Origin of the sequence: Pedobacter sp. R-06 (assembly GCF_049913135.1) — a bacterium.
Lineage (GTDB): Bacteria > Bacteroidota > Bacteroidia > Sphingobacteriales > Sphingobacteriaceae > Pedobacter.
This window is the reverse complement of sequence record NZ_CP183977.1, coordinates 1,470,285-1,490,726: the sequence shown is the minus strand read 5'-3', so window position 1 is coordinate 1,490,726 and position 20,442 is coordinate 1,470,285. Positions and strand designations below refer to the sequence as shown.

The window sequence follows — 20,442 nt, the reverse complement described above, 5'->3', positions numbered from 1 at the left end:
TGTTCGTTAAAAGTTTAGCGTAAGTTTTGCGCTGTAAATGCGGTAGTTTGGATAATCGTAAAAATCCTGATTGCCCTCTGGCGTTACTCCGGTAAAGGATGTCCAGGTGTATAGGTTACGGCCAACAAGCGCTAAGCGGGCATTACTTAAAACACGGTTTATTCCTATGGCTTTTAGCGGCAACTTATAGCTTAACGAAAGTTCTCTTAACGAAACATAACTGCTGTTCTGCAACCAGTAATCGGTGGTTTGCTGGGCATTAAAAACTGCTGTAGTAAAAGCTAGTGGCAAACCTGCCTGCGCAGCCTGATCAGAAAATGGGGAACGGTATTGATAGGTAAGGTACTGCTGCGTTTCATTATATTTCTGTCCACCTTGTTTCCAATCCAAAACAGCATAAAGAGACAATGGGCCGATATTGAAAGTATTTGAAAAACCGACAATAAAATCGGGCTGTGCATCTCCGATAATCTTCGAATTACCAGTAGCTGCATTTTGGTATAACAAAGGCGTTTCGGCTGCAGTACCTTGCTGGCTTTTCAAAACCACAAAACCCAATTGGTTAACAGCAAAATCGCTCAGCTTGTAAATTCCACCTGCTGCATTGGTTACCAGCCCCTGTGCATTGGTTTCCAATTGATCGAGACCTGTTAGCACACTATAACCATAAAAGGCAAAAGGACTAACCCCAGGTGCTTTTCTAAAATCGCCATCTGTAAACTCAGGCACGTCGCCCAAAGAGGTAATCTTACTTCTAATCCTGCTAAAGGTAATTCCGGTATTCCAGGTAAAGGCATTTTTGGTGATCACATTGCCATTGATTTCGAGTTCGAGCGAGTTCGATTTTACAGCGCCCAAATTCCCGTAAATTCTTGCCGAGCCTGTAGTTGGTGGAAAAGCCGGAACGAGGATAAAATCGTTTATACTTTTCGAAAAAGCATAATTGGCCTGAACATTAATCCGTTTAAACAACTGGGCATCAATACCAAATTCAAGCTCAGAGGTGATAGCCCTTTTAAGATCTGTATTTTCACGTTGATTATAGCTTACGCCGCCCGAACTGGATAAGGAAACCTGACTATCCTTAGCGCCAAATGGAGGTAAACTTCCCGCCTTACCATAGGCCACCCTCAATTTTAATTCGTTAATGACACCTAATTTAACATCTTCTGTTAAGCGATATGCCGTAGATACCCTTGGGAAAAATGCTGTTCCAACATCAGCACCAAACCTGGAACTGTTATCCAATCTGCCCAGCACATCCACGAAAATCTTTTCTTTCCATGCGGTTTTTAGGTTTAAAAAGTAGCCATAGTTAACCGTTTGTTCCCAGGTAGAGCCAATACTTCTACTATCGGCAGATGCAGCTCCTAAACTCTTAACAGGTGCACTCAGGTTATAGCCAGAGCCGGATAATGAGGTAATCCTGTTTTCTTCGTATACCGCCTTTAGCGTTGCCCCGAAATCGAAATCGTTGAATTTATTGTTATAGTTTAGCTGCGCCTGACCATTTTTAGAAGTGGTTTTTGATGTCAGTTCGCCATAATAACCATTGTTACGGGTAATGTCGGCAGAGATCGTTTGAAAGCCAATCGGATAATAATCCGTTTCATTGTAATTTTCATTCTGTATTGAAGTGTACACCTCCGCATTCAACTTATCGGTAAACTGGTATTTCACTTTTATTCCGGCAAGCAAATTATCACTGTTGTTTTCATATTCACGGTAACTCAGCTGGTAAAAAGGATTGTTCACATTGAAGTTCTGAATATCAAAACCATAGGGTTTAAAAGCATATTTCCCGGAAGCATCGCGTTCCTGCAGATTGATGAAAGGTTCGTAAAGTGAAGTAGCATACAACAATGAACCGCTACCGCTTGATGAGATGGATGAAGAAGGCGTTTTGTTGTTAAAGTATTGCAGGCTTAGGTTAATTTCTAAGTTTTTATCCGGTTTATAACCAAAATTAAATAGGGCCGTTTGTCTTTTATCGGCTCCTACAGGTTCTGCAACCCCACCTTTATATTGGTTTTGAAAAGAGGCATACAACGTATATTTATCACCTGCAGTTGATGCAGAAACAAAATTTGTAAAATAAGGGTTGTGGTTTAACATATTCGCCACATTATCGTATACATTTGGGTATGGGTGAAGGTTAAGGGAATAACCGTTAGCTTGTACATCGATTGTCCTGGCGTTGCCATTAAGCACAAACGAGCCATCGGCATTAACCTTAAAATGGTGGAACTGAGCGGTTGGCGGCGTATTTTGCACATTGCTTAAGCCAAATTCATTGTCTACAATAATATTTACCTTTCCGGTACCTTTTCCTTTTTTGGTGAGCACCTGGATAATTCCGCCTTCACCCCTGGTACCATAAAGGGCTGAAGCCGCTGCGCCTTTAACCACTTCAATCGATTCTATATCCTGCGGATTTAAGTCAGACAGGTTTAATGCTGTTACAAAACCATCCACCACCAAAAGCGGTGCAATATTGCCCGATACCGATTTAGCGCCACGCAGATAAACCGTTGCCCCCGAATTGCCAGAAGATTGGCTGATCTGGATTCCTGCGACTTTTCCTCTTAAAGTTTGAGAGGCATCTGTTGCCGGAACGGTATTGATCTGATCGTTATTCACTTTTGTTAAGGCAAAGGTGAGTTTTTTACGACTGGTACCTTCTGCAACGCCCGTAACCACCACATCAGATAAAAGATGGATATCTTCTTTTAATTCCACATTAATCTCCGATCGGTTATTGATGGCCACAACCTGCTCTAAATAACCCTGAAAATGGATGATGATACTATCAGCTTTTTGAGATAAGTTTAAATTAAATTCTCCTTTACCATTGGTACTGGTGCCGATTTTGGTACCTTTTAATTTTATGGTAGCGCCAATAAGTGGCTGCTTATCTTTACTGTCGGTAATCTTACCGCGAATGGTATTTTGGGCAAAAGCCTGCAAACTGCTAAGCAAAACAAAGCAGACTATTAACTGGGTAAAAAATAGTTTCATGTTTAGGGATTAATAAATTAAGGATGACTGGTTTGGCTGAGAAATTGAGTAAGTTTTAAGATGGAGGCTGTTAACACGAGAATCTGTTCCTGTACTTCTTTTGCATGATACTGCTCAATGGCTTCTCTCACACCAGGAAGGGTTTTAACGCCATAACCGGTATATAGACCGGGGGCATAAATACTATGTCTATACCACGGTCGCCCGGGTAAACCTGCTTGTAGAAGCAATTGTTTTTCAGCCTGAAAAAGTAAGTTATTCAGTTGATCAGCTTTAGTATCTGAAGCGAGTGCAGCAGTTACGGTATGATTAAGTTTTGATGAGGCTGTTTTTAAACTATCTACAGCCAAATTCAGCGCTTTAAAATCAAACTCGGGTAATTCAACCTGTACCGGAGGGTTTTTTAAGTTTTCTTTGGGGTCATTTGCAAGTTGATAAGCACCGTTTGAAATGAGTTTATTCTGGCTTTGCGCACCTTCCCTGAGCTGCTTTGCCAATGTACTTACTTCAGTAACGTAAGTCGCTATTTTAGCCTGAAGATTAGAAAAGTCGAACGGAAGTACATCCGCATTGGCTAAACGCAATACTGCTCTTCCGGCCGTTTGAGATAAAGCCAATCCGTATTCAAAACCCGGATCTTTAAACTTTACAAAATTATCGTAAGTGTCGAAATTGGTATGGTACTCCCCTCCTTCATCCTCACCACCAAAACCAAGGCTTAAAGTAGGGATACCGAGGTGCTGTAAAAATGCAGAATAATCAGATCCTGTACCTAGCGCACCCAGATCGAGCGTTTGGCTGTCCTGTATCTTCTTACGTTCGGTAAGCGAGCCTGTAGAAATGGCTTTATTGGCTTTCCAGCGTTCAAAAATATTAGAACCCACCTGAGGATCTTTTACATCTTTTGAAATTTCAGAAACAAAATTTTCTAAAGCATGGGAACCACCTGCTTCTAAAAAGCCACGGCCATTACCATCCGAATTGATGTAGGCAACTGCTTTACTGTTTAACTCTGCCGCATGGTCTTCTACCCATTCTGTTGAACCTAAAAGGGATTGTTCTTCTCCATCCCAGGCAATATAAACAAGTGTGCGTTTAGGTTTTATACCTGCCCTTGCCAATTTTCCGATAGATTTTGCTTCTTCTAATAAAGAGGCTAATCCACTTACCGGATCTGCAGCGCCATTTACCCAGGCATCGTGGTGATTACCGCGTATAATCCACTGATCTTTAAATCTACTTCCTTCCAGTTTTGCTACAACATTATAAGCCGGCACAATATCCCAGTTAAAAGCAAGGTTTAAACGCACTAACGTACTTCCATCTCCAATGTGATAGGTAACGGGCAAGCCGCCGCTCCAATCGGTAGGTACCACCTGACCTTTAAGTGCAGCAAGCAGTGGCAAAGCATCATGATAACTGATGGGCTGAACCGGAATTTTAAGAATCGTTTTGGCATCTGCCCGCTCCAACCTTTTGGCATCCTTTGTAGAACCGATTCCAGGCGTCAATGGATCACCAGGGTAAATTACCATATCCATTACCGATCCCCGTTGAACAGCAAATTCTGGCTTGTAGGCGCCCTGTGGGTATACATCGCCTTTCACAAAACCATCATCTTTTGGATCTGAATAAATGATACAGCCCACTGCACCATGTTCGTAAGCTATTTTAGGTTTAGTGCCCCGCCACGACCTGCCATATTTTGCAATGACAATCTTGCCTTTTACGCTGATGCCTAAACGCTCCAACTTTTCATAATCAGCTGGCAGACCATAATTCACAAAAACAAGGCCTGCACTTACATCACCATCGGCACTCCAGGCATTGTAAGGAGGCAATTGCCCTTGCTGTGCGGTTGCTGAATCTTCCTTAACAGCCTTTTCTTCAAGCGATGCGCTGTATTTGTTGCTCCCTAAAAGTTCTACCGATCGGGTTTTAGGTGTTGGAAATAAGACATAATAAGTCTCTATTTCTGCATCCCAGCCATAGCTTTTAAACTTTTTCAGTACAGATTCTGCTACCGTTTTACTGCCCTTCGCGCCCAAGTGATGGGGAGTGGCAGAAAGCTCTTTTATGGTCGCCCCTATATTTTCTTTATTAAGTCCAGCATCAAATTTCTGCTCAATATCACGCTGTATCGGAATGTTCTGAATTTTAAATCCACTCAGTTTCTCCTGCGCCAATAAAGGAAGCCAGAGCAATTGAATAGCCGTGAAAAAGGTAAAAGTTTTCTTCATTTTCTGATTTTTTAGGGGTTCTTTACCAGAAAAACTTTGAGCGACCTCAAAATTAGCATGCGGATGCGCATAACCAACTTATCTTCTCCACCCTTGGGTAGAAAGGAATTAGCACCTTTTACAAGTGTATAGGTTGCTCAGACGTCTTAGGGCCCTTCCCTCAGTCTTTCTGGATAAGTATTATATAATGACGCAAAACTAAAAATAATAATCTAGTATTCCTATAGGAATTATATTATTTATTTCGGTTGTGTAGTTGATAGTCCCACTTTCTGAGAAGCAGAATTGGATCCAATGGTCGTTTTCGCATAGCGAAACCGAAATGGAGATGTTCTAACAGCCTTAAAATCAGAGATTATATTTAGTATTTTGATGTGTTTTTTAAAGTGGATGGAGGATTAACAGATTAAACGCTGGAAAGTGTAGATACTATGCTTACAGCAACCTATTTGATCAAATAGAGCTTTTGATCATTATTTGTAAACAAAGCGTATTGTAGGTTATCATTTGTGTAATACATATACGCATTGATAGGCTCAACAGGCTGTACCTTGTTTTTAGAAAGCGTACCAATATTTTTCCCATCAATTTCTACGGATGAAGTGTGCGATTCTTCATCGAGGTACATAAACTCTTTCAACTTCAGGGTATCATTTTTAAAAATCACATTGGTAAAAAGGTATCCCGGATACAGCATCTTGGTGAAACCGGGGGCATTCCCTCCCCCACCAGAAAAGCGAACCTTTTCCAATTTTAACCTTTGAAAATATTGGTACCTGATGTTCGCTGTTCTGATCATCTCTCCATCAGGGCCGTTTTGCTTAGCTGTCTGCTTGAAAAGATTGTTCCATAACATTTCCTGCAGGTAAGACATTGAAAAATATTTATGTATATCTTCAGTAGTGTAAAACTGAAAGCATTCATCACAGATAATATAGGTGACAATAGCATAGGTGAACACCCCCTGCATAGTTTGCGGTCCATCTCCAACCTTTTTTTGGGGAAGAGGACTATTAAAGTTATAATCCACATAAACAGCTTTGGATTGTTTGGCGATATTGGCCAGTTGTTTATGTTGCTTCTCGCCATCCCAATCAAAACCGGAATTTTGTGCAATAATTCTGATCGGCGTTTTAGCGCCATTAAAACTCCACCTATAATATTGGTGTGCCTGCTTATCTACGATAAAACCCTTTAAAAATACAATATCCTCCGGTCTGGACATTAACTTTAGCGTATCGGCAACATTCCCGTCAGCACTGATTTTAATGAAAGAATTTTCTCTTTCTCCTGAAAAGCCAGAGACGATAACATTGTTCTCTGATGTTAAAAAAAGTTCGATGTTCCTTTTGCTTTCTAGTAAAAGGCTCATCTGAGCGTTTCCACCCTTAATGGTTCCCGAACTATCAATCAACTGGTACTGCGCAAATTTACCTGGTAATTGATCTTCAACTTTTGCCATGCCTTCTTTTGAAATCAGGTAGTATAAAAATACAAGCAGTACAATGATGGGAACGATATAAAGAATTTTCATTTTTTACGGATTTATTTTTGATTATGTCTCCTAGCTTTTCCGTTAAAACATGTTGAGTCCCGGTAGATATCTCTGTTCATTAGTTTATTATTTTTCCTTAATTAACAGACCATCAGCTGTTTCAGTACAAAACCAACAACGCAAAGTTAAAGAAATAGATAAATATCACAAACATGTGATATATTTACTTTATAGTTGGCAACCAAGTTTATCTTTATAAACGTTTTTAAAAATTATTCATAAAATGATCAAGATTGAAATTTTACCATTAGAAGGAATTAAGATTGAAAACATTGGAAAACTTTCATTGGGACAATCTAAACCGGACATTGAAAAATTGCTGGGAAACCCTTCTGCAGGTTCAAATTTACAACAACTTTTTTATGACCAGTTCGAAGTTCGTATTGATCTTGATAATAATGGAAATACGGAGTTCATAGAATTCCTGTATGGGCCGTTTCCGGAAAAAACGGAGCTTTCAGTTTACGGCATCAACCCGTTTCAAATTGGGGCGGACAAACTCATAGAAATTCTTACCGAAAATAATGATGGGGAAATAGATGATAGTGAAGCTTAATATTGTTATGCGTTTATAAATCTCTCGGTAGGGATCTGGCGAGGGTCAACAGAAAAAAGTGTTGAGGAAAGTATCTCAGAAATGAAAGCTGGCCATCAATATGAGGAAAACAAAGATTGGCTGAATGACGATCTAAACAAAGCAAAAAATTTCTGGACAATTGGGATTGGAGTAAAAAACTACTATGGATAATAAGGTGCAGTTACGCAATTTTTTTGATTAAGACATACCGAAGTCAATCAAATCCAACTTTGAGAATTTAGGAATAGACCATATCGAGAAACTGTCTGAGCGCCTTTTTGATCTCTTCCTCACCCGAAGGCTGCTGTAGGTCTATTCCACAAAACGGGTTTTCCTGCATCTTGGCATGCAGGGTAAGGTAATATACCCCGCCCATCAATATGGCATACATAGCCCTGAAATTTTTATCGCTGGGGTTAAAATGCTTATCAAAGACCTCGCTCAATACCTGATCGCCAATGTTTTCACGCTTAAGGTCCAGTTCCTTTAATATGGGCAACTTTTCGCTAAGCCCCCAGGTAATGATACGACGCATTTCTTCGTTATTGATCAGGCTGTTAAATTGGTTCTCCAGAACGTTATAGGCTAGAGCTTTTCCGGAATCCGCTTTACTCGCTTCTACTATGCCTCCAATATCTTCAGGATTGATCTTCCAGTAGTCATTGTTGTCAAGATATCCCTTAACCAATCCTTCAAGTCCACCGAAATAGTCATAGATCAGCCTCCTATCCACTTTTGCCTCCTCTGCAACCCTGGTGGTACTCAGCCCGGAAAAACCGTCTTTTTTCAGAATTTTTCCAAGTGCAGCGATCAGGTTCGCTTTAGTGCGCTCTTTGTTCCTGACAGGCCCATCTGTAACTTTTCTTGCCATTCAATTTTAACTTTCGTGCAATTTGCGATTTTTTGAGGCATCATCAAAGATTTTGCTGGATAATCTGATGTTACAGCAGAAGTATAGATAAAGACTTTCAATACAGAAATCCTACAGAAACTCCTAACAGCGATAGCCGTTGAACTGACGGATTCGGTATACTCCGGGTCAGACTATAAACCAGTGAGCAGCGACTATACCAGCCTTGAACAGTCACTTGAACTCAGAAGGATATGCTTTTATCAGAACGCTGTGACCTCGCTTGTTTTTGAATTTAACATTTAATATCCGGATATGGAAATATACTGTTTGCAGGGAGAATCGTTTTCGATAGATGATCTCACTGTAGAACACAAATGAATTTTTGGTCTTCTGATTCTACCTAATCATCCAAAATACATAGTACTTTTTGCTGTCTATTTAGAATTCAGTTCGCTGAAAGCCGATGTGAAATCAACGGCGAAATTACTTATCATTTATACCGTAGCCGCTTTAAGCAGATATTGGAAGATTTCATCCCGCTCCAAGTCCCATTCAATTTTTTTGACGGGAATTTTTGCCAACGGCGTCTCCATGAGCGGGTGCTTAAAATCAATGGTAAAAAGCCTCTGTTTTGCCCTGATCATCTCTATCAAACGGATCTCGCAAGGAATATAATCCAGCGATAAAATCTCCGAGAACTTGTTTTTCAGATCCAGTGCACTATAAATATGGAAATCGCAGAGTTCGCTGAGACAAGTTGCTAACAACACCATATTTTCCGAGTTCCAATTATCCAAAAACCTCCTGTATATATTTTCTTCAGGCAAAATCGAGTAGAGTTCCTGATTTATCACTCCTGACCAATGCAGGTCGTACAAGATTGCCATAAACAAGTGATGGGTCTCCTGTTTTGCATATTTAGACTTATCCGCCTCAAAGAGCAACTGAAAATATTCCCGAGAAAGCTGGGCAAGATCGGTCATTTCCCAAAGTAGAGATAGACCGATGATTCCTCCGACAGACCGCGAAGCCACCTCCTTGTAGCTGAATAGCTTATTCAGCACATGTTGCTGCCACAGCAGAAACCTGGTAATATATTTCCATCCCTCCTCTTCCCCGTTTAAAATCAGATATTTTGGATATTGGCCGGCATGGATTCCTATTCCTAATGTTAGGTTTCGGGCAATCGTATCCCGATAGCCATCCTTGATATCTTGACGAATCTGATCGATTATCATCTGATAATAAACTTCTAGATTATCTTCAGTCAATGCCTCCGTTTTTAAGGCACGGATCTGTTTGCTGAATGCCTTGATCAATTTTTCATGTTCCATATATGAGTTATATTAATCTGTATATCGTTCTAATCAACTGTGCATCACCTATTTTAATGAAAGGTTCCGTGTTGCGCCTTATCGTCCAATTAATTCCTTTAAAAAATTTAAAAGGGGCTTAACGCCACCGGCATGTGCCTTTTGGAATTTCACCTGAATGGCATTCTTATAAATCAGGTCAAAAGCAGCCCAGCCTCCAAAACTTTTGAAAAAGTATTTCGGCTGAGTCGTTTCATTTACCACAAAGTCAAAGGAGAAATTTCGTAAAAACAAACTATGGATAACCGATATATCAATCAATCCACCAGTAGATTTTACCAGGCTCAGATGTTCCTTATCCTGATCGTAGTTCGGGTCGTAATATTTTTCGGCATTCCAGGGAACAAAAAAATCTAATGTTTGCTGAAAATTTTCAATGGAAATAACATTCTGAGCATGCCTTGGGAGTATAAATATTTTACCCGGCCTGTCTGCCGTTACAGCAATGATATCCCCATTGGTTGTGCTAGCCAACTGAACAGATTGGAGTAAATCTTCTGCAGTAAACGTAGCGTTCAGCTCCCACAAATCGGTATGATCCCTGAATGTTGCCGGAATATTTTCGCTATCGGGATAGTGCACGTAAATTTCGTCACAATAGGTGCCTGTTCCGTAGGTCTGCAAAAACCTGATGTAACCTACGGGCAAAATGGACCGCAGGTTTTGATCTATTGCCTCGGTTATATTTTTCCTATTGGGGTCTAACTGCTCAGTTGTTAAAAACATATGCTTATCTAGGTACTGCTATCGCATTGTTATAAACGGCATTCATTCTAATCAATCTGTAACGGTCGGAATTTCCTATCAAAATCGAACCATAATGTCTTGCCTGCAATTTCTGACCGATTGTAAAATGTCCTGCTATATAGCCACCCATCCCCTACACCTACCCCATAGTTGCCGCTTTTTTTAAGATGCTGCTGTAATTTGTTCACGAAACTCTTAATGTTCTTATCCGGTGTTTTTGAGATCACCCTTAAGCTCAGATTTTCAAGTTCATCTGGTGTAGACCTTCCGCCACGCAATTCGATGGCATGAACGCAAAACTCCTCATCAAATATATCGCCGTCCCTCTCCTTAAGAAATTCCACCGAAGTGATATAGGCCGAGTAATAGCGTTCACCTGCCTTTAACAAAAAATCTTCCCTCCTGTTGACTTTCTTTAAAGTAACGCGTTGTCCAGCTCTTGTTTTGATGTAAACATGCATTGCCGATTTGTTAATCAGACTATTAAACTCATCGAAAAAAGTTTCCAAACGAATGATTATATTTATTAGACTCGCCATAACGGTTAAAATTAAAGCCAAGTTAGCAAATCTCATAAAATATCACAACAACGTGATTTATTATTCTTAATTTTAGCTGATAACTTTATAATGATGAAAAGCATACACTTATGGGCCGGATATATCGCATCCAGAGCATTACTCGAAACCTATCTTGACCAAAATATATACCTAAAGGCCTGGGCGAAATATGATCATGAACCTCCAACCGGAAACCCTGAAGAAGATGCCGAACCCTCGCCAAATTTAAGGTGCCAGTTCTGTAAGGACACGGGAATGGATATTTATGATGAGGATATGATGATATGTACCTATTATGATCGCAAGGTGGATATTGATGTTATTGCGAAAGATATTTTAGTGGATGCAGCGCAACTTGGGAAACTATTGAAGAAAAATAAGCTCGAAAACTATAATGCCGTAATTGCTTATGACGACAATAGCTTAAAACCTAAAAAGCCGTCGCATCCTACCCTATTAAAATATCTGGGCAAGTTGGATGATTCAGAATTGCCAATCGGCTCGAACACCGGAATTAGCCATTACTTGTGGACCGGAGATGCGCAGCTCTCGAAAGCCGAAATTATCAAAAGTACTGGACTGAAAAGCAAGGAAATCAGCGACCTGAAGTTCTTCTTCAGCAAAGAAAAGAAGAGGATCGACGAAACCATCATTCTCGGGTTACGGGATCTAGATCTCGCTGAGCGTATGATCCTGAAAGTAGACAGTATGGAAATTTCCCCAATGGCGAACGCTGTTCTTGCCCTATCGCTGAACAAAAGTCTCAGAATCAACATTGGGGAGATCAGCAAAAAGCTGGGCATGGATTTTATTGCAGACTTTGATGCGTGATAGAGTTATTTCATTGATATGGCACGCATAACATAAAAAGCTCAGGCTTCACCTGATAAAGATGAAGCCTAAGCAATAAAGCAGATTACTTTGCTATAAAATTGAAAGAGAGCATTGCTTGTCCTTCGCCATCAACATCCTTATCTCTAATCACACCAAGTTGAAGTGTATTTTCATCAAGAGATAAGATCTTATAGTTTGTCCAGTTACTTATTCCTGTAATTCCATTCTTTGCAGGTTTATATCCTCTAAGGATTGAACCCGAATTAATGGCTAACATTTTCGAATTCACGTTTAAAAAGAAAGTTCCATTTTGTATAATTCCATTTTCCATAGGTTTAACGGCTTTAAAAGTAGCTGTTCCTTTTAGTCCAAACGTCATTACTCCATAATCACCTTTGGCCATCATATTTGGATAGATATCGGTAAGTCCCGGGCCCCAATTCCAGCAATCAGCACCGTAGCATCCTGTGCTATTGGAACCCCATGGACCACCTTCTTTAAGCCAACCAATATTTACTCCGTAAAATGCAAAAGGCCCTGCAAAATAAGTACCTTCCGTATCCAATACCCATTCTTTCTCCTTACCCACACCGCCAGTAAGTGCTATCCAAAGCGGGTCGTTCACGTAGTTCAGATTATCTTGTGTAACTTTTACCACTATAGAGTCCATCTTCACTTCTAATCCACCACTGAGTACAGAAAATTTAATCACATAATCTCCTTTAAAGGCAAATTTAACCGTATCTATCATCCTCCTGGAGGTTCCTGTTCCATAATCCCACATGGATATAGTTCCGGGGGTAGCATTTTTAAGAATTACAGTATTTCCACCAGCATCGGCCTGTAAATCCTGGGTTACAGTATATTTGATTTCTGATTTATCGAGCGCCCTATCAAGACTGTGCTCATTTTTTTTGCACGCACTGAACAGCAAAGGCATCATCAGCACTGCAAGTATTTTTATATATGGTTTCATTTCTTTAATGATTAAAATAGATGATCTGTTACCAGCCTGCATTTTGTTTTAAGGTTCCGTTCGAAAGACCGATTTGGGTATATGGTATTTGCTGTAAACCTCTTGTAGCAATGATATTTGCGGCAGATATTTTTTTCTCTGCACTTACACCACCATTTAATACCGTTGAGGTTTCGGCAATTTCCTGAGCCGCTTTATCAACTCCCTGACGCAGTAAATCATAATATCGTATTCCTTCAAAAGCAAATTCCAGTCTGCGCTCGTTAATGATGTTAGCCTGGCTTATTGCCAGCGGTGTAAATGCATCCTTATACGCACGCCGCCTAACAGCATCAAAATAGGTTTGGGCATTTCCACTTCCCAGCTCTGCTGCCATCAATAATACATCAGCATAACGGATAGATACATAATCCTGGAACTGGCCAATCTGGAAGTTGGTATTGCCATGCGCCTCTGGCAGTGGCTTACCGTCTAAACCGATCATCGGGCTATATTTTTTTACGTAGTAACCGGTATATTCTCTTTGTCCTTTTTGATTGGTGAAGGGCAGTTTTTCGTCGACAATAGAAATGATAGAGCCTACTCTTCTCGTATCAGTTGGCAGATATGCATTCCATAGTTTAGGGTTTACTGTTTCAGCGCCCCATCCGTTTCCATATGGGTAAAGTGCCTGCTCACGGATACCGGTCATTATCATCCAGTGATTCCCATCGGTATTCCCCTCATAATCACTTGTATAAGTATATTTTATTGCAAAAATGGTTTCCTTATTATCCTCACCTGCGTAAGATGTTAGTGATGCAGCAGGCCATAGATCGGCAAAATTCTCAATTAAACCATATCCACCTTTTGTAATTACATCTTCAAGATATGCAAGGGTTTCTGACTTAGATATAAGCCCAACTAAATCTGCCTTTGCATAATAACCAGTGTAATACAAGAACACACGGCCAATTAGTGATTCTGCAGCATACTTAGTAACTCTGCCATGATTGGCAGCAGCCTGAGCCGGGTAAGCAACTTCCGGTAAATTTGCTGCAGCGAATTTAAGATCGTTAGCAATTACCTTATAAACTTCATCCGGATTACTCTGTGGCAAATTCTCGGTAGATGGAGCCGTTAACAATGGAATGTTACCCCAAAGTCTAACCATATCAAACAGCAGGTAAGCACGCAGAAAGCGGGCCTCAGATTCGTATGTTTTTCTCAGCTGGGTATCTTTACCCCATTCTATTTGATCCAGCTTACCTAAAAGCACGTTGCAGCGAAACAGCGCTCTATAATACAAAACCCAGTTTCGATTGTATAAATTTTGATCTGATGGCGAACGTGACTTATCAAATTCATCAATCATCTGGTAACCAAAACCATCAGAATTTCCGGTTGCACCAAAAGTATTGTCAGACATTACTTCGGCTGCAACCGGCAAAGCAATCCCCTCAGACCACACAACCTGTAGTCCATCGTAACAACCAACCAGGGCAGTAAATGCATCCTTTGGTGTTTTATAAAAATTTTGATCTGTTACTGCTGTTACTTGCTCAGTATCCAGAAAACTTTTTTTGCAGGCGCTTAAGGATAAAAGGCTTAGTGCAACAGCATATATTTTTATAGCTTTCATATTTTTATGATCTTGTAGTTAAAACTTAAGATTGGCTCCTATCATGAATGTTCTCGGTCTTGGATAATAACCTAAGTCTATACCCGACGCAAATCCTTGGGTACCATAGCCTATCTCCGGATCCATTCCATCGTATTTTGTAAAGGTGTAAACGTTTAATGCAGCCGCATATAGCCTTACCTGTTTCAGGTAGCTCTTTTTAAATACCTTGCCAAGATCATAACCAACGGTGATGTTACTGATCCTTAAGAAATCACCTTTTTGAATATACAGATCAGAGAAATTACTCCAATTCCGGTTGTCTTCAGTTACGCGCGGAATGGTGTTCGATGAACCTTCTCCATGCCATCTATCGAGTATCCGGGTGGTATAATTACCAAACTGACTAGACGGATTTCTGTAGGATTGAACAATATCATTTCCGGCAACTCCAGAAGCTACAACAGAAAAATCGAAGCCTTTGTAATCACCCGAAAGCGTAATACCAAATGTATAATTCGGATTCGGATTACCAATCATGCCTCTATCCAGATTGTCTATCATACCATCTCCATTAATATCTACATACTTAACGTCTCCAGGAGCAGCGGTTGGTTGTATTACCTTACCATTGGCAGATCTGTAATTTTGAACCTCGGCTTCATTCTGAAAGATACCCGCTGTTTTTAACCCCCAGAAATAGCCAATTGGGAATCCGGTTTGAGCCCGATAGAACTCAAGCGCATTGTTGAACAGTTCATTCTCACCTCCATGAATAATTTCATCGGAAGTAGGAATATTTTCAACTTTGTTTTTATTATAAGCGCCATTAACTCCAACAGAATAATTAAATTCACCTACCTTGTTTTTATAAGCAAGTGCCAGTTCTATACCTGTATTTTTCACATTACCACCATTAATAAAAGGAGGTTCGGCCCCTGCAGTAGCAAGGATCGGCACAGCTATTAACCAATCTTTGGTAGTCTTATTATACCAGTCAAAGTTCAAAGCAAATTTTCCCTTTAAAAAATTAGCATCAAATCCGATATTAGTCTGTTCTGAAGTCTCCCATTTCACTGCAGGGTTACTAATTCTGCTTTGGTAGCCACCAGGAGTAAGCACACCCTCATCAGGACCAAAAATATAGTTTGTATTATTTAGCTTAATTGGTGCCAGATATTGAAAAGCAGCTATATTCTGACTTCCAACCTGCCCCCAGCTGGCACGAACCTTAAGAAAGTCTAACCAATCCTTTTGTCTCTGCATAAAATTCTCGTTTGTTGCTACCCAGCCTGCGGAAACAGAAGGAAAATACCCCCAGCGGTTTGCCGGGCCAAAACGTGAAGAACCATCTGCTCTGAAAGTGGCATTCAACAGGTATTTTCCTTTGTAGTTATAATTTAACCTGCCAAAATAAGATAATCTGCGATCCGGATCGTTAGGTCCACCTCCGATGGTGATACCTGCTACGGTTTTACCTGTTGCGTTACTTAGCCAGGCATAATCAAAACCATCAGCAATCAGATTGGTATTGGTTCCAAAAATATTAGAGCCATCTGCACGATATGCAGAACTACCCACCATAGCTTCAAAAGTATGGTCATTATTTAAGGTAAATTTATAACTCAGCAAATTATCCCAGATCAGAGATTTACCTTTGTTCATTGACTGGCTGGCTTTGTTAACAAGATTATAACTGTAAACCGACAGGCTGTAAACAGGGGTATAAGAACGACTTTCGCCTGCACTATAATCCATACCTAAACTGGTTCTGAATTTCAGATTTTTAATCGGTTCAATTACCATATAAATATCACCAAGTATGCGCTGGGTATTATTTCTGTTCTGGCTGTTAGATACCATCAATGCATAAGGGTTTGCCTCAGCATTATTCCATGTAGATTTGCTGTTATCGAAGAAGCTTCCATTCTCATCATACATCTTCAAAAATGGGCTGGCACTAAATGCTCCACGTAACGTGTTATTGTACTGATTACCAACAAGTATACCGTTATTTTTAATATCTGTATAGGTAAGGTGCTGACCAATTTTGATGATATCTTTGTAAAAGTTATGTTCAGAATTGATTTTAAAGCTGTAGCGCTGGTAATTAGACAAACCTTTACCTCCTACAATACCCTCCTGCCCGGTATAAGATAAACCTAATGAATAAACTGAAGCGTCAGATGCGCCTGATGCGCCAAGTGCATAATTTTGTGTGAGTGCATTGTCTACAAACATTTCATCCATCCAGTTTGTACCTTTGCCAAAAGCTTTTATCTGATCATTAGTAAACAGTGGCTGCTTGCCACCGTTTACAGCGGCTTCGCTCATGATAGCTGCGTATTGCGAAGCATCAAGCAACGCTAATTTTTTTGCAACATTTTGTACGCCTGCGTAAGCATCTAAAGTAATCTGCCCTTTCTGCCCGCGTTTACCTTGCCGTGTAGTAACCAACACCACACCATTAGCCGCCTGAGAACCATAAATTGCCGCAGATGCAGCATCTTTTAGAACATCAATCGATTCGATATCCGATGAGTTTAAATAAGTAATATCACCTGTAAGCACACCATCCACAACATATAGCGGAGATGCATTGCCAATGGTACCTAAACCCCTTATGGTTACCTTGATGTTTTCGCCGGGCTGACCGGAAGTAGATGTGATTTGAACACCAGGAGTTTGTCCCTGTAAGCCTTGTAATGCATTAGTAGTACTTTGCCTTTGCAGCGTTTCTCCTTTAACCTGAACTGTGGCACCGGTTACCAGTTTCTTTTGCTGAACACCGTAGCCCACCACCACCACTTCGTCGAGTTGCTGTTTATCTTCAGCTAAACTGATGTTAACCGTAGCACTTTGTCCAACCGGTACTTCTTTCGATACAAAACCAACAGAGCTAACCTGGAGTATATCTCCGGTCTGGGCATTAATGGTATACACACCTTCACTACTCGTTCCGGTTCCACCGGTTTTTCCTTTAACTTTCACTACTGCACCCGGTATAGGGAGCCCATCCGCTGAAGTCACTTTTCCGCTGATCTGACGCTGCTGTGCAAATAAAGATTCGCTGAAAACAAGCAGTGAAAGAAACATCAACAGAAAAATATGTTCTCCTTTAATTATAGAATTCTTTTTCATGCTGTTCCTAAAAATTTAATAAATAATTGATTCATTTTATATTGGTTTAATTCTGGTTAGAGCTTGATTGTAGTTGCCTTACCGCTGTAGGTAAGACTGTAGTTTGCCTTTTGGTTAAATTCTAATGCCTTGGCTGATTTGGGGGTAATTACTACGATCTTAAAGGTTCTACTCTGCGGCATCCCATTGAAACTCCCTTGGCGGTTACCCACAGAAAGTGTTCGGGTTTTTTCGTCGTAATTGAAATCTATTGTAGCGAAAGCACCTTTCTCATAATTGTAATTGGTACCCTCGTCCTCATAAAGGGAGAATGAAGCATTTTTACCGGTGTACACAAATAGTGTTATCGGATCCGCAGTTTTTTCTGAAGTGTATTGTAATTCCGGTCCTGTAGGGATAATAGATCCTTCCTTCACATACACAGGCATCTTTTCATATGGTGCATCAGCTTTAATGGTCTGGCCGCCTTTAATATACCTACCTGTATATAAATCATACCAGCCTTGTCCCGATGGCAGGTACACTTCCCTATTCCTGTCTTTATATTTATAAACAGGATTAATTAATAGAGAAGGGCCAAAAAGGAAAGCATCCGACAAATTAGAAGCTTTAAGATCCTCTGGAAAGTCCATCATTAAACCGCGCATCATGGTATAATCATGATGATAGGTATTGCCGGCAATTGAATAAATATAAGGCATCAGTCTATATCGCAACTTATTATAATACAGCATACTTTTATATGCGGGGTGTCCCTCTGGCGCGATGTTATAGATTTCCCTGAAAGGAAACTGTCCGTGTACCCTAAACAAGGGAACAAAAGCTCCAAACTGGTACCAACGGGTATTTAGTTCTCTCCATTCTTCCAGGTCTTCTTTGCTTGGATTTTCATAACGCTTTTCAACTGAAAAACCACCAATATCCATAGTCCAGTAAGGCATGCCCGAAAGAGAAAAATTTACACCTGCACCGATCTGGGTTTTCATGTCCTCCCACCTTGAGGCGATATCCCCGCTCCAGGCCGCAGCAGCATATCTTTGCAAGCCCGCATAAGCAGAACGTGTTAAAATAAAGACCCTGTTTTCGTTGTTAACTTTACGCTGCCCTTCGTAAACGCCCTTGGCATTAACCAATGGAAATGCGTTAAAATAAGTTGTCGATGACCCCTCATACGTTGGATTCATGAGGTCTTTTCTAATCTCCACCGGTAAATTCGAATGCATATCAGGTTCTGTAGCATCCATCCACCAGGCATCTATACCTTTACTATACAACCTTTTATTCATCAATTCCCAAAATGCCGTTCTTGCTTTCGGATTAAAAGCATCGTAGAATGTATTTGAATACCCCTTACCTATCCAATCTACACGCCCATCAACAATATTTCTTTTATAAAGGAAATTTTCTTTGTTAAACTTGTCATAGATATCGAAACCCTTATTAAACTTAGGCCAAACAGAAATCATCAGATTTACGTGTTGTTTGTGAAGCGATTTGATCATCTCATCAGGATCAGCAAAACGTGCAGGATCAAATTGCTGACTACCCCATTCCGGTTGCTTCCAATATGACCAATCCAGTACAATATTATCAAGCGGGATTTTACGATCACGGAACTCTTTTACAGTTGATAAAATTTCATCCTGCGTTTTATAGCGTTCCCTGCTTTGCCAAAAACCCATTGCCCATTTAGGCATCAACACGGCTTTTCCCGTTATTGTGCGGTAGCCGCTAATTACCTGATCGGCATTTTCACCCTGAATAAAATAGTAATTAACAGCGGTACCAGACTCGGAGCTAAGCGCAAAAGTGTTCTTTAACGATTCAGGCAAAGGAGGCAAACAGGTTAGTCCCAGATAAGATTCTCCGCCATCCGGTATCCATTCAATCTTAATTTTGGTTTTCTTACCTTTTTTTAATTCCAGATCCAGTATTGCCGATCCCGAATTCCACGCCTGACGCCAAAAATCGGCAACAAGCTTCTCATCAAACCAAACTTTAATATAGCCTGCATATTTTAGCTGGAGCTGGTACAGCCCTTCAAGTTCGCTTCCCACGGCTCCTTCATAATGCACCACGGCATCCTGCATTTTTATGCTTGAAGGAAATTTATGCTGGTCTGTTAACCAGTTTATAGATAGCTCAGAAACAGGTTGCTTGAGCAATACATTTCCGGGTTCATTTTTTGAGGTATAAGTAGCAGTCAGCCATCCTTCATCTCCTTCTTTAGAAAATAATTTCAATGCGGTTAAAGGCTGGTAATCTCTTATGTCGCCGGCGCGGGTAATTGAATAATTATCCCAAAGCAGCCCATAACCTTTATTAGAAACAAAAAAGGGAACGCCTATTTCTGTATTGTACTGCACAAGATCTACCCTGCGTCCGTTATAATTTACCAGTCCCTGCTGGTGCTGTCCCAAACCGTAATATGCTTCATTTTCCTGTGCATCGAATAGCTGAGAAACCTGATAGGACGGCTCTCCATTAAATACTTTAGGGATAAGTGAAAGTCCTTCGGTTTTTGTTTGGGCCAGTAATACTTTACCGTTGGCATCACGATAAGTAATTAAACCGGTTTTTGTAGATACTTCCACTTTTAACGATGAAGTACTTAAGGTCACCTGGTCGGGTGTGTTGGTTGTTGTAAATTTAACAGCGGCATCTGAAAGCTTAACAGCCATTAAACTTTTGTCGTCAGGAAACTTCTCTGTCGCAATTGCAGTTACATGAATGATCTGATCTGATACCGGTTGAAGTTTTATTTTTTTAATTCCTGAGGCAGAATGTTGAATAGGAATTTCTATTCCTGAAGTTGTTTGCACATCATTTTTTACCTGCCCGTTTACATTTATATAAAGTAGAATACTACCTATAAATATTACGGTGCCCACCCTAATTTTTTGCATAGAAATAAATACAGTTTATACCTGGTTGATTTATTTCTAAAGGTATATGCACGCAAAAAAAG

Annotated in this window: 13 protein-coding genes and 1 riboswitch; of the genes, 2 read left to right on the top strand and 11 right to left on the bottom strand. The window is 40.3% G+C overall.

The window, feature by feature from the left end; translation table 11 throughout:
• Nucleotides 1-6: 6 nt before the first annotated feature.
• The 3 genes from ACN9MR_RS06295 to ACN9MR_RS06285 all read right to left on the bottom strand — a co-directional run bounded on the left by ACN9MR_RS06295 (nucleotide 7) and on the right by ACN9MR_RS06285 (nucleotide 6,792).
• Entirely contained in the window at nucleotides 7-3,018 is a 3,012-nt protein-coding gene (locus tag ACN9MR_RS06295) for a SusC/RagA family TonB-linked outer membrane protein (protein WP_426328756.1), read from the bottom strand.
• Between the two features lie 17 nt (nucleotides 3,019-3,035).
• Nucleotides 3,036-5,258, bottom strand: a complete 2,223-nt coding sequence (locus ACN9MR_RS06290; RefSeq protein ID WP_426328755.1) for a transferrin receptor-like dimerization domain-containing protein — start codon at nucleotides 5,256-5,258, stop codon at nucleotides 3,036-3,038.
• A gap of 75 nt (nucleotides 5,259-5,333) precedes the next feature.
• A riboswitch (SAM riboswitch) is annotated at nucleotides 5,334-5,438 on the bottom strand.
• Nucleotides 5,439-5,703: 265 nt separating this feature from the next.
• A complete protein-coding gene (locus ACN9MR_RS06285; protein WP_426328754.1) occupies nucleotides 5,704-6,792 on the bottom strand; it encodes a hypothetical protein in 1,089 nt (362 codons plus the stop codon).
• Between the two features lie 244 nt (nucleotides 6,793-7,036).
• Here ACN9MR_RS06285 and ACN9MR_RS06280 point away from each other — a divergent pair, with 244 nt between their 5' ends.
• On the top strand, nucleotides 7,037-7,369 hold the full coding sequence (locus ACN9MR_RS06280) for a hypothetical protein (protein WP_426328753.1): 333 nt from the start codon (nucleotides 7,037-7,039) through the stop codon (nucleotides 7,367-7,369).
• A 259-nt stretch (nucleotides 7,370-7,628) separates the two neighbouring features.
• Here ACN9MR_RS06280 and ACN9MR_RS06275 read toward each other — a convergent pair whose 3' ends face one another.
• The 4 genes from ACN9MR_RS06275 to ACN9MR_RS06260 all read right to left on the bottom strand — a co-directional run bounded on the left by ACN9MR_RS06275 (nucleotide 7,629) and on the right by ACN9MR_RS06260 (nucleotide 10,902).
• Entirely contained in the window at nucleotides 7,629-8,261 is a 633-nt protein-coding gene (locus ACN9MR_RS06275) for a TetR/AcrR family transcriptional regulator (protein ID WP_426328752.1), read from the bottom strand.
• Nucleotides 8,262-8,737: 476 nt separating this feature from the next.
• Nucleotides 8,738-9,577 carry a hypothetical protein gene (locus ACN9MR_RS06270; RefSeq protein ID WP_426328751.1) on the bottom strand — a complete coding sequence of 280 codons (840 nt, stop codon included), beginning with the start codon at nucleotides 9,575-9,577 and terminating at the stop codon, nucleotides 8,738-8,740.
• 78 nt (nucleotides 9,578-9,655) lie between these two features.
• Entirely contained in the window at nucleotides 9,656-10,342 is a 687-nt protein-coding gene (locus ACN9MR_RS06265) for a hypothetical protein (RefSeq protein ID WP_426328750.1), read from the bottom strand.
• A gap of 47 nt (nucleotides 10,343-10,389) precedes the next feature.
• On the bottom strand, nucleotides 10,390-10,902 hold the full coding sequence (locus ACN9MR_RS06260; protein WP_426328749.1) for a hypothetical protein: 513 nt from the start codon (nucleotides 10,900-10,902) through the stop codon (nucleotides 10,390-10,392).
• A 90-nt stretch (nucleotides 10,903-10,992) separates the two neighbouring features.
• Here ACN9MR_RS06260 and ACN9MR_RS06255 point away from each other — a divergent pair, with 90 nt between their 5' ends.
• Nucleotides 10,993-11,754, top strand: a complete 762-nt coding sequence (locus ACN9MR_RS06255; protein WP_426328748.1) for an immunity 22 family protein — start codon at nucleotides 10,993-10,995, stop codon at nucleotides 11,752-11,754.
• An 85-nt stretch (nucleotides 11,755-11,839) separates the two neighbouring features.
• On the opposite strand, the gene ACN9MR_RS06250 is transcribed toward ACN9MR_RS06255, so the two are convergent.
• From ACN9MR_RS06250 to ACN9MR_RS06235, 4 genes are read right to left on the bottom strand one after another with little or no spacing between them, the layout of a single operon-like run.
• On the bottom strand, nucleotides 11,840-12,733 hold the full coding sequence (locus ACN9MR_RS06250; protein WP_426328747.1) for a hypothetical protein: 894 nt from the start codon (nucleotides 12,731-12,733) through the stop codon (nucleotides 11,840-11,842).
• 28 nt (nucleotides 12,734-12,761) lie between these two features.
• Nucleotides 12,762-14,354: a RagB/SusD family nutrient uptake outer membrane protein gene (locus ACN9MR_RS06245; RefSeq protein WP_426328746.1), complete on the bottom strand. Its 1,593-nt coding sequence runs from the start codon at nucleotides 14,352-14,354 to the stop codon at nucleotides 12,762-12,764.
• Nucleotides 14,355-14,372: 18 nt separating this feature from the next.
• Nucleotides 14,373-17,474, bottom strand: coding sequence for a SusC/RagA family TonB-linked outer membrane protein (locus ACN9MR_RS06240; protein WP_426328745.1), 3,102 nt, complete (start codon nucleotides 17,472-17,474; stop codon nucleotides 14,373-14,375).
• A gap of 56 nt (nucleotides 17,475-17,530) precedes the next feature.
• Nucleotides 17,531-20,380 (bottom strand): glycoside hydrolase family 31 protein, encoded by a 2,850-nt coding sequence (locus tag ACN9MR_RS06235; RefSeq protein ID WP_426328744.1) that lies wholly within the window; start codon nucleotides 20,378-20,380, stop codon nucleotides 17,531-17,533.
• Nucleotides 20,381-20,442 lie beyond the last annotated feature (62 nt).

Coding starts and splice junctions, on each gene's coding strand:
- ACN9MR_RS06295 (WP_426328756.1), bottom strand. CDS start 3,018: ATGAAACTATTTTTTACCCAGTTAATAGTCTGCTTTGTTTTGCTTAGC.
- ACN9MR_RS06290 (WP_426328755.1), bottom strand. CDS start 5,258: ATGAAGAAAACTTTTACCTTTTTCACGGCTATTCAATTGCTCTGGCTT.
- ACN9MR_RS06285 (WP_426328754.1), bottom strand. CDS start 6,792: ATGAAAATTCTTTATATCGTTCCCATCATTGTACTGCTTGTATTTTTA.
- ACN9MR_RS06280 (WP_426328753.1), top strand. CDS start 7,037: ATGATCAAGATTGAAATTTTACCATTAGAAGGAATTAAGATTGAAAAC.
- ACN9MR_RS06275 (WP_426328752.1), bottom strand. CDS start 8,261: ATGGCAAGAAAAGTTACAGATGGGCCTGTCAGGAACAAAGAGCGCACT.
- ACN9MR_RS06270 (WP_426328751.1), bottom strand. CDS start 9,577: ATGGAACATGAAAAATTGATCAAGGCATTCAGCAAACAGATCCGTGCC.
- ACN9MR_RS06265 (WP_426328750.1), bottom strand. CDS start 10,342: ATGTTTTTAACAACTGAGCAGTTAGACCCCAATAGGAAAAATATAACC.
- ACN9MR_RS06260 (WP_426328749.1), bottom strand. CDS start 10,902: ATGGCGAGTCTAATAAATATAATCATTCGTTTGGAAACTTTTTTCGAT.
- ACN9MR_RS06255 (WP_426328748.1), top strand. CDS start 10,993: ATGATGAAAAGCATACACTTATGGGCCGGATATATCGCATCCAGAGCA.
- ACN9MR_RS06250 (WP_426328747.1), bottom strand. CDS start 12,733: ATGAAACCATATATAAAAATACTTGCAGTGCTGATGATGCCTTTGCTG.
- ACN9MR_RS06245 (WP_426328746.1), bottom strand. CDS start 14,354: ATGAAAGCTATAAAAATATATGCTGTTGCACTAAGCCTTTTATCCTTA.
- ACN9MR_RS06240 (WP_426328745.1), bottom strand. CDS start 17,474: ATGAAAAAGAATTCTATAATTAAAGGAGAACATATTTTTCTGTTGATG.
- ACN9MR_RS06235 (WP_426328744.1), bottom strand. CDS start 20,380: ATGCAAAAAATTAGGGTGGGCACCGTAATATTTATAGGTAGTATTCTA.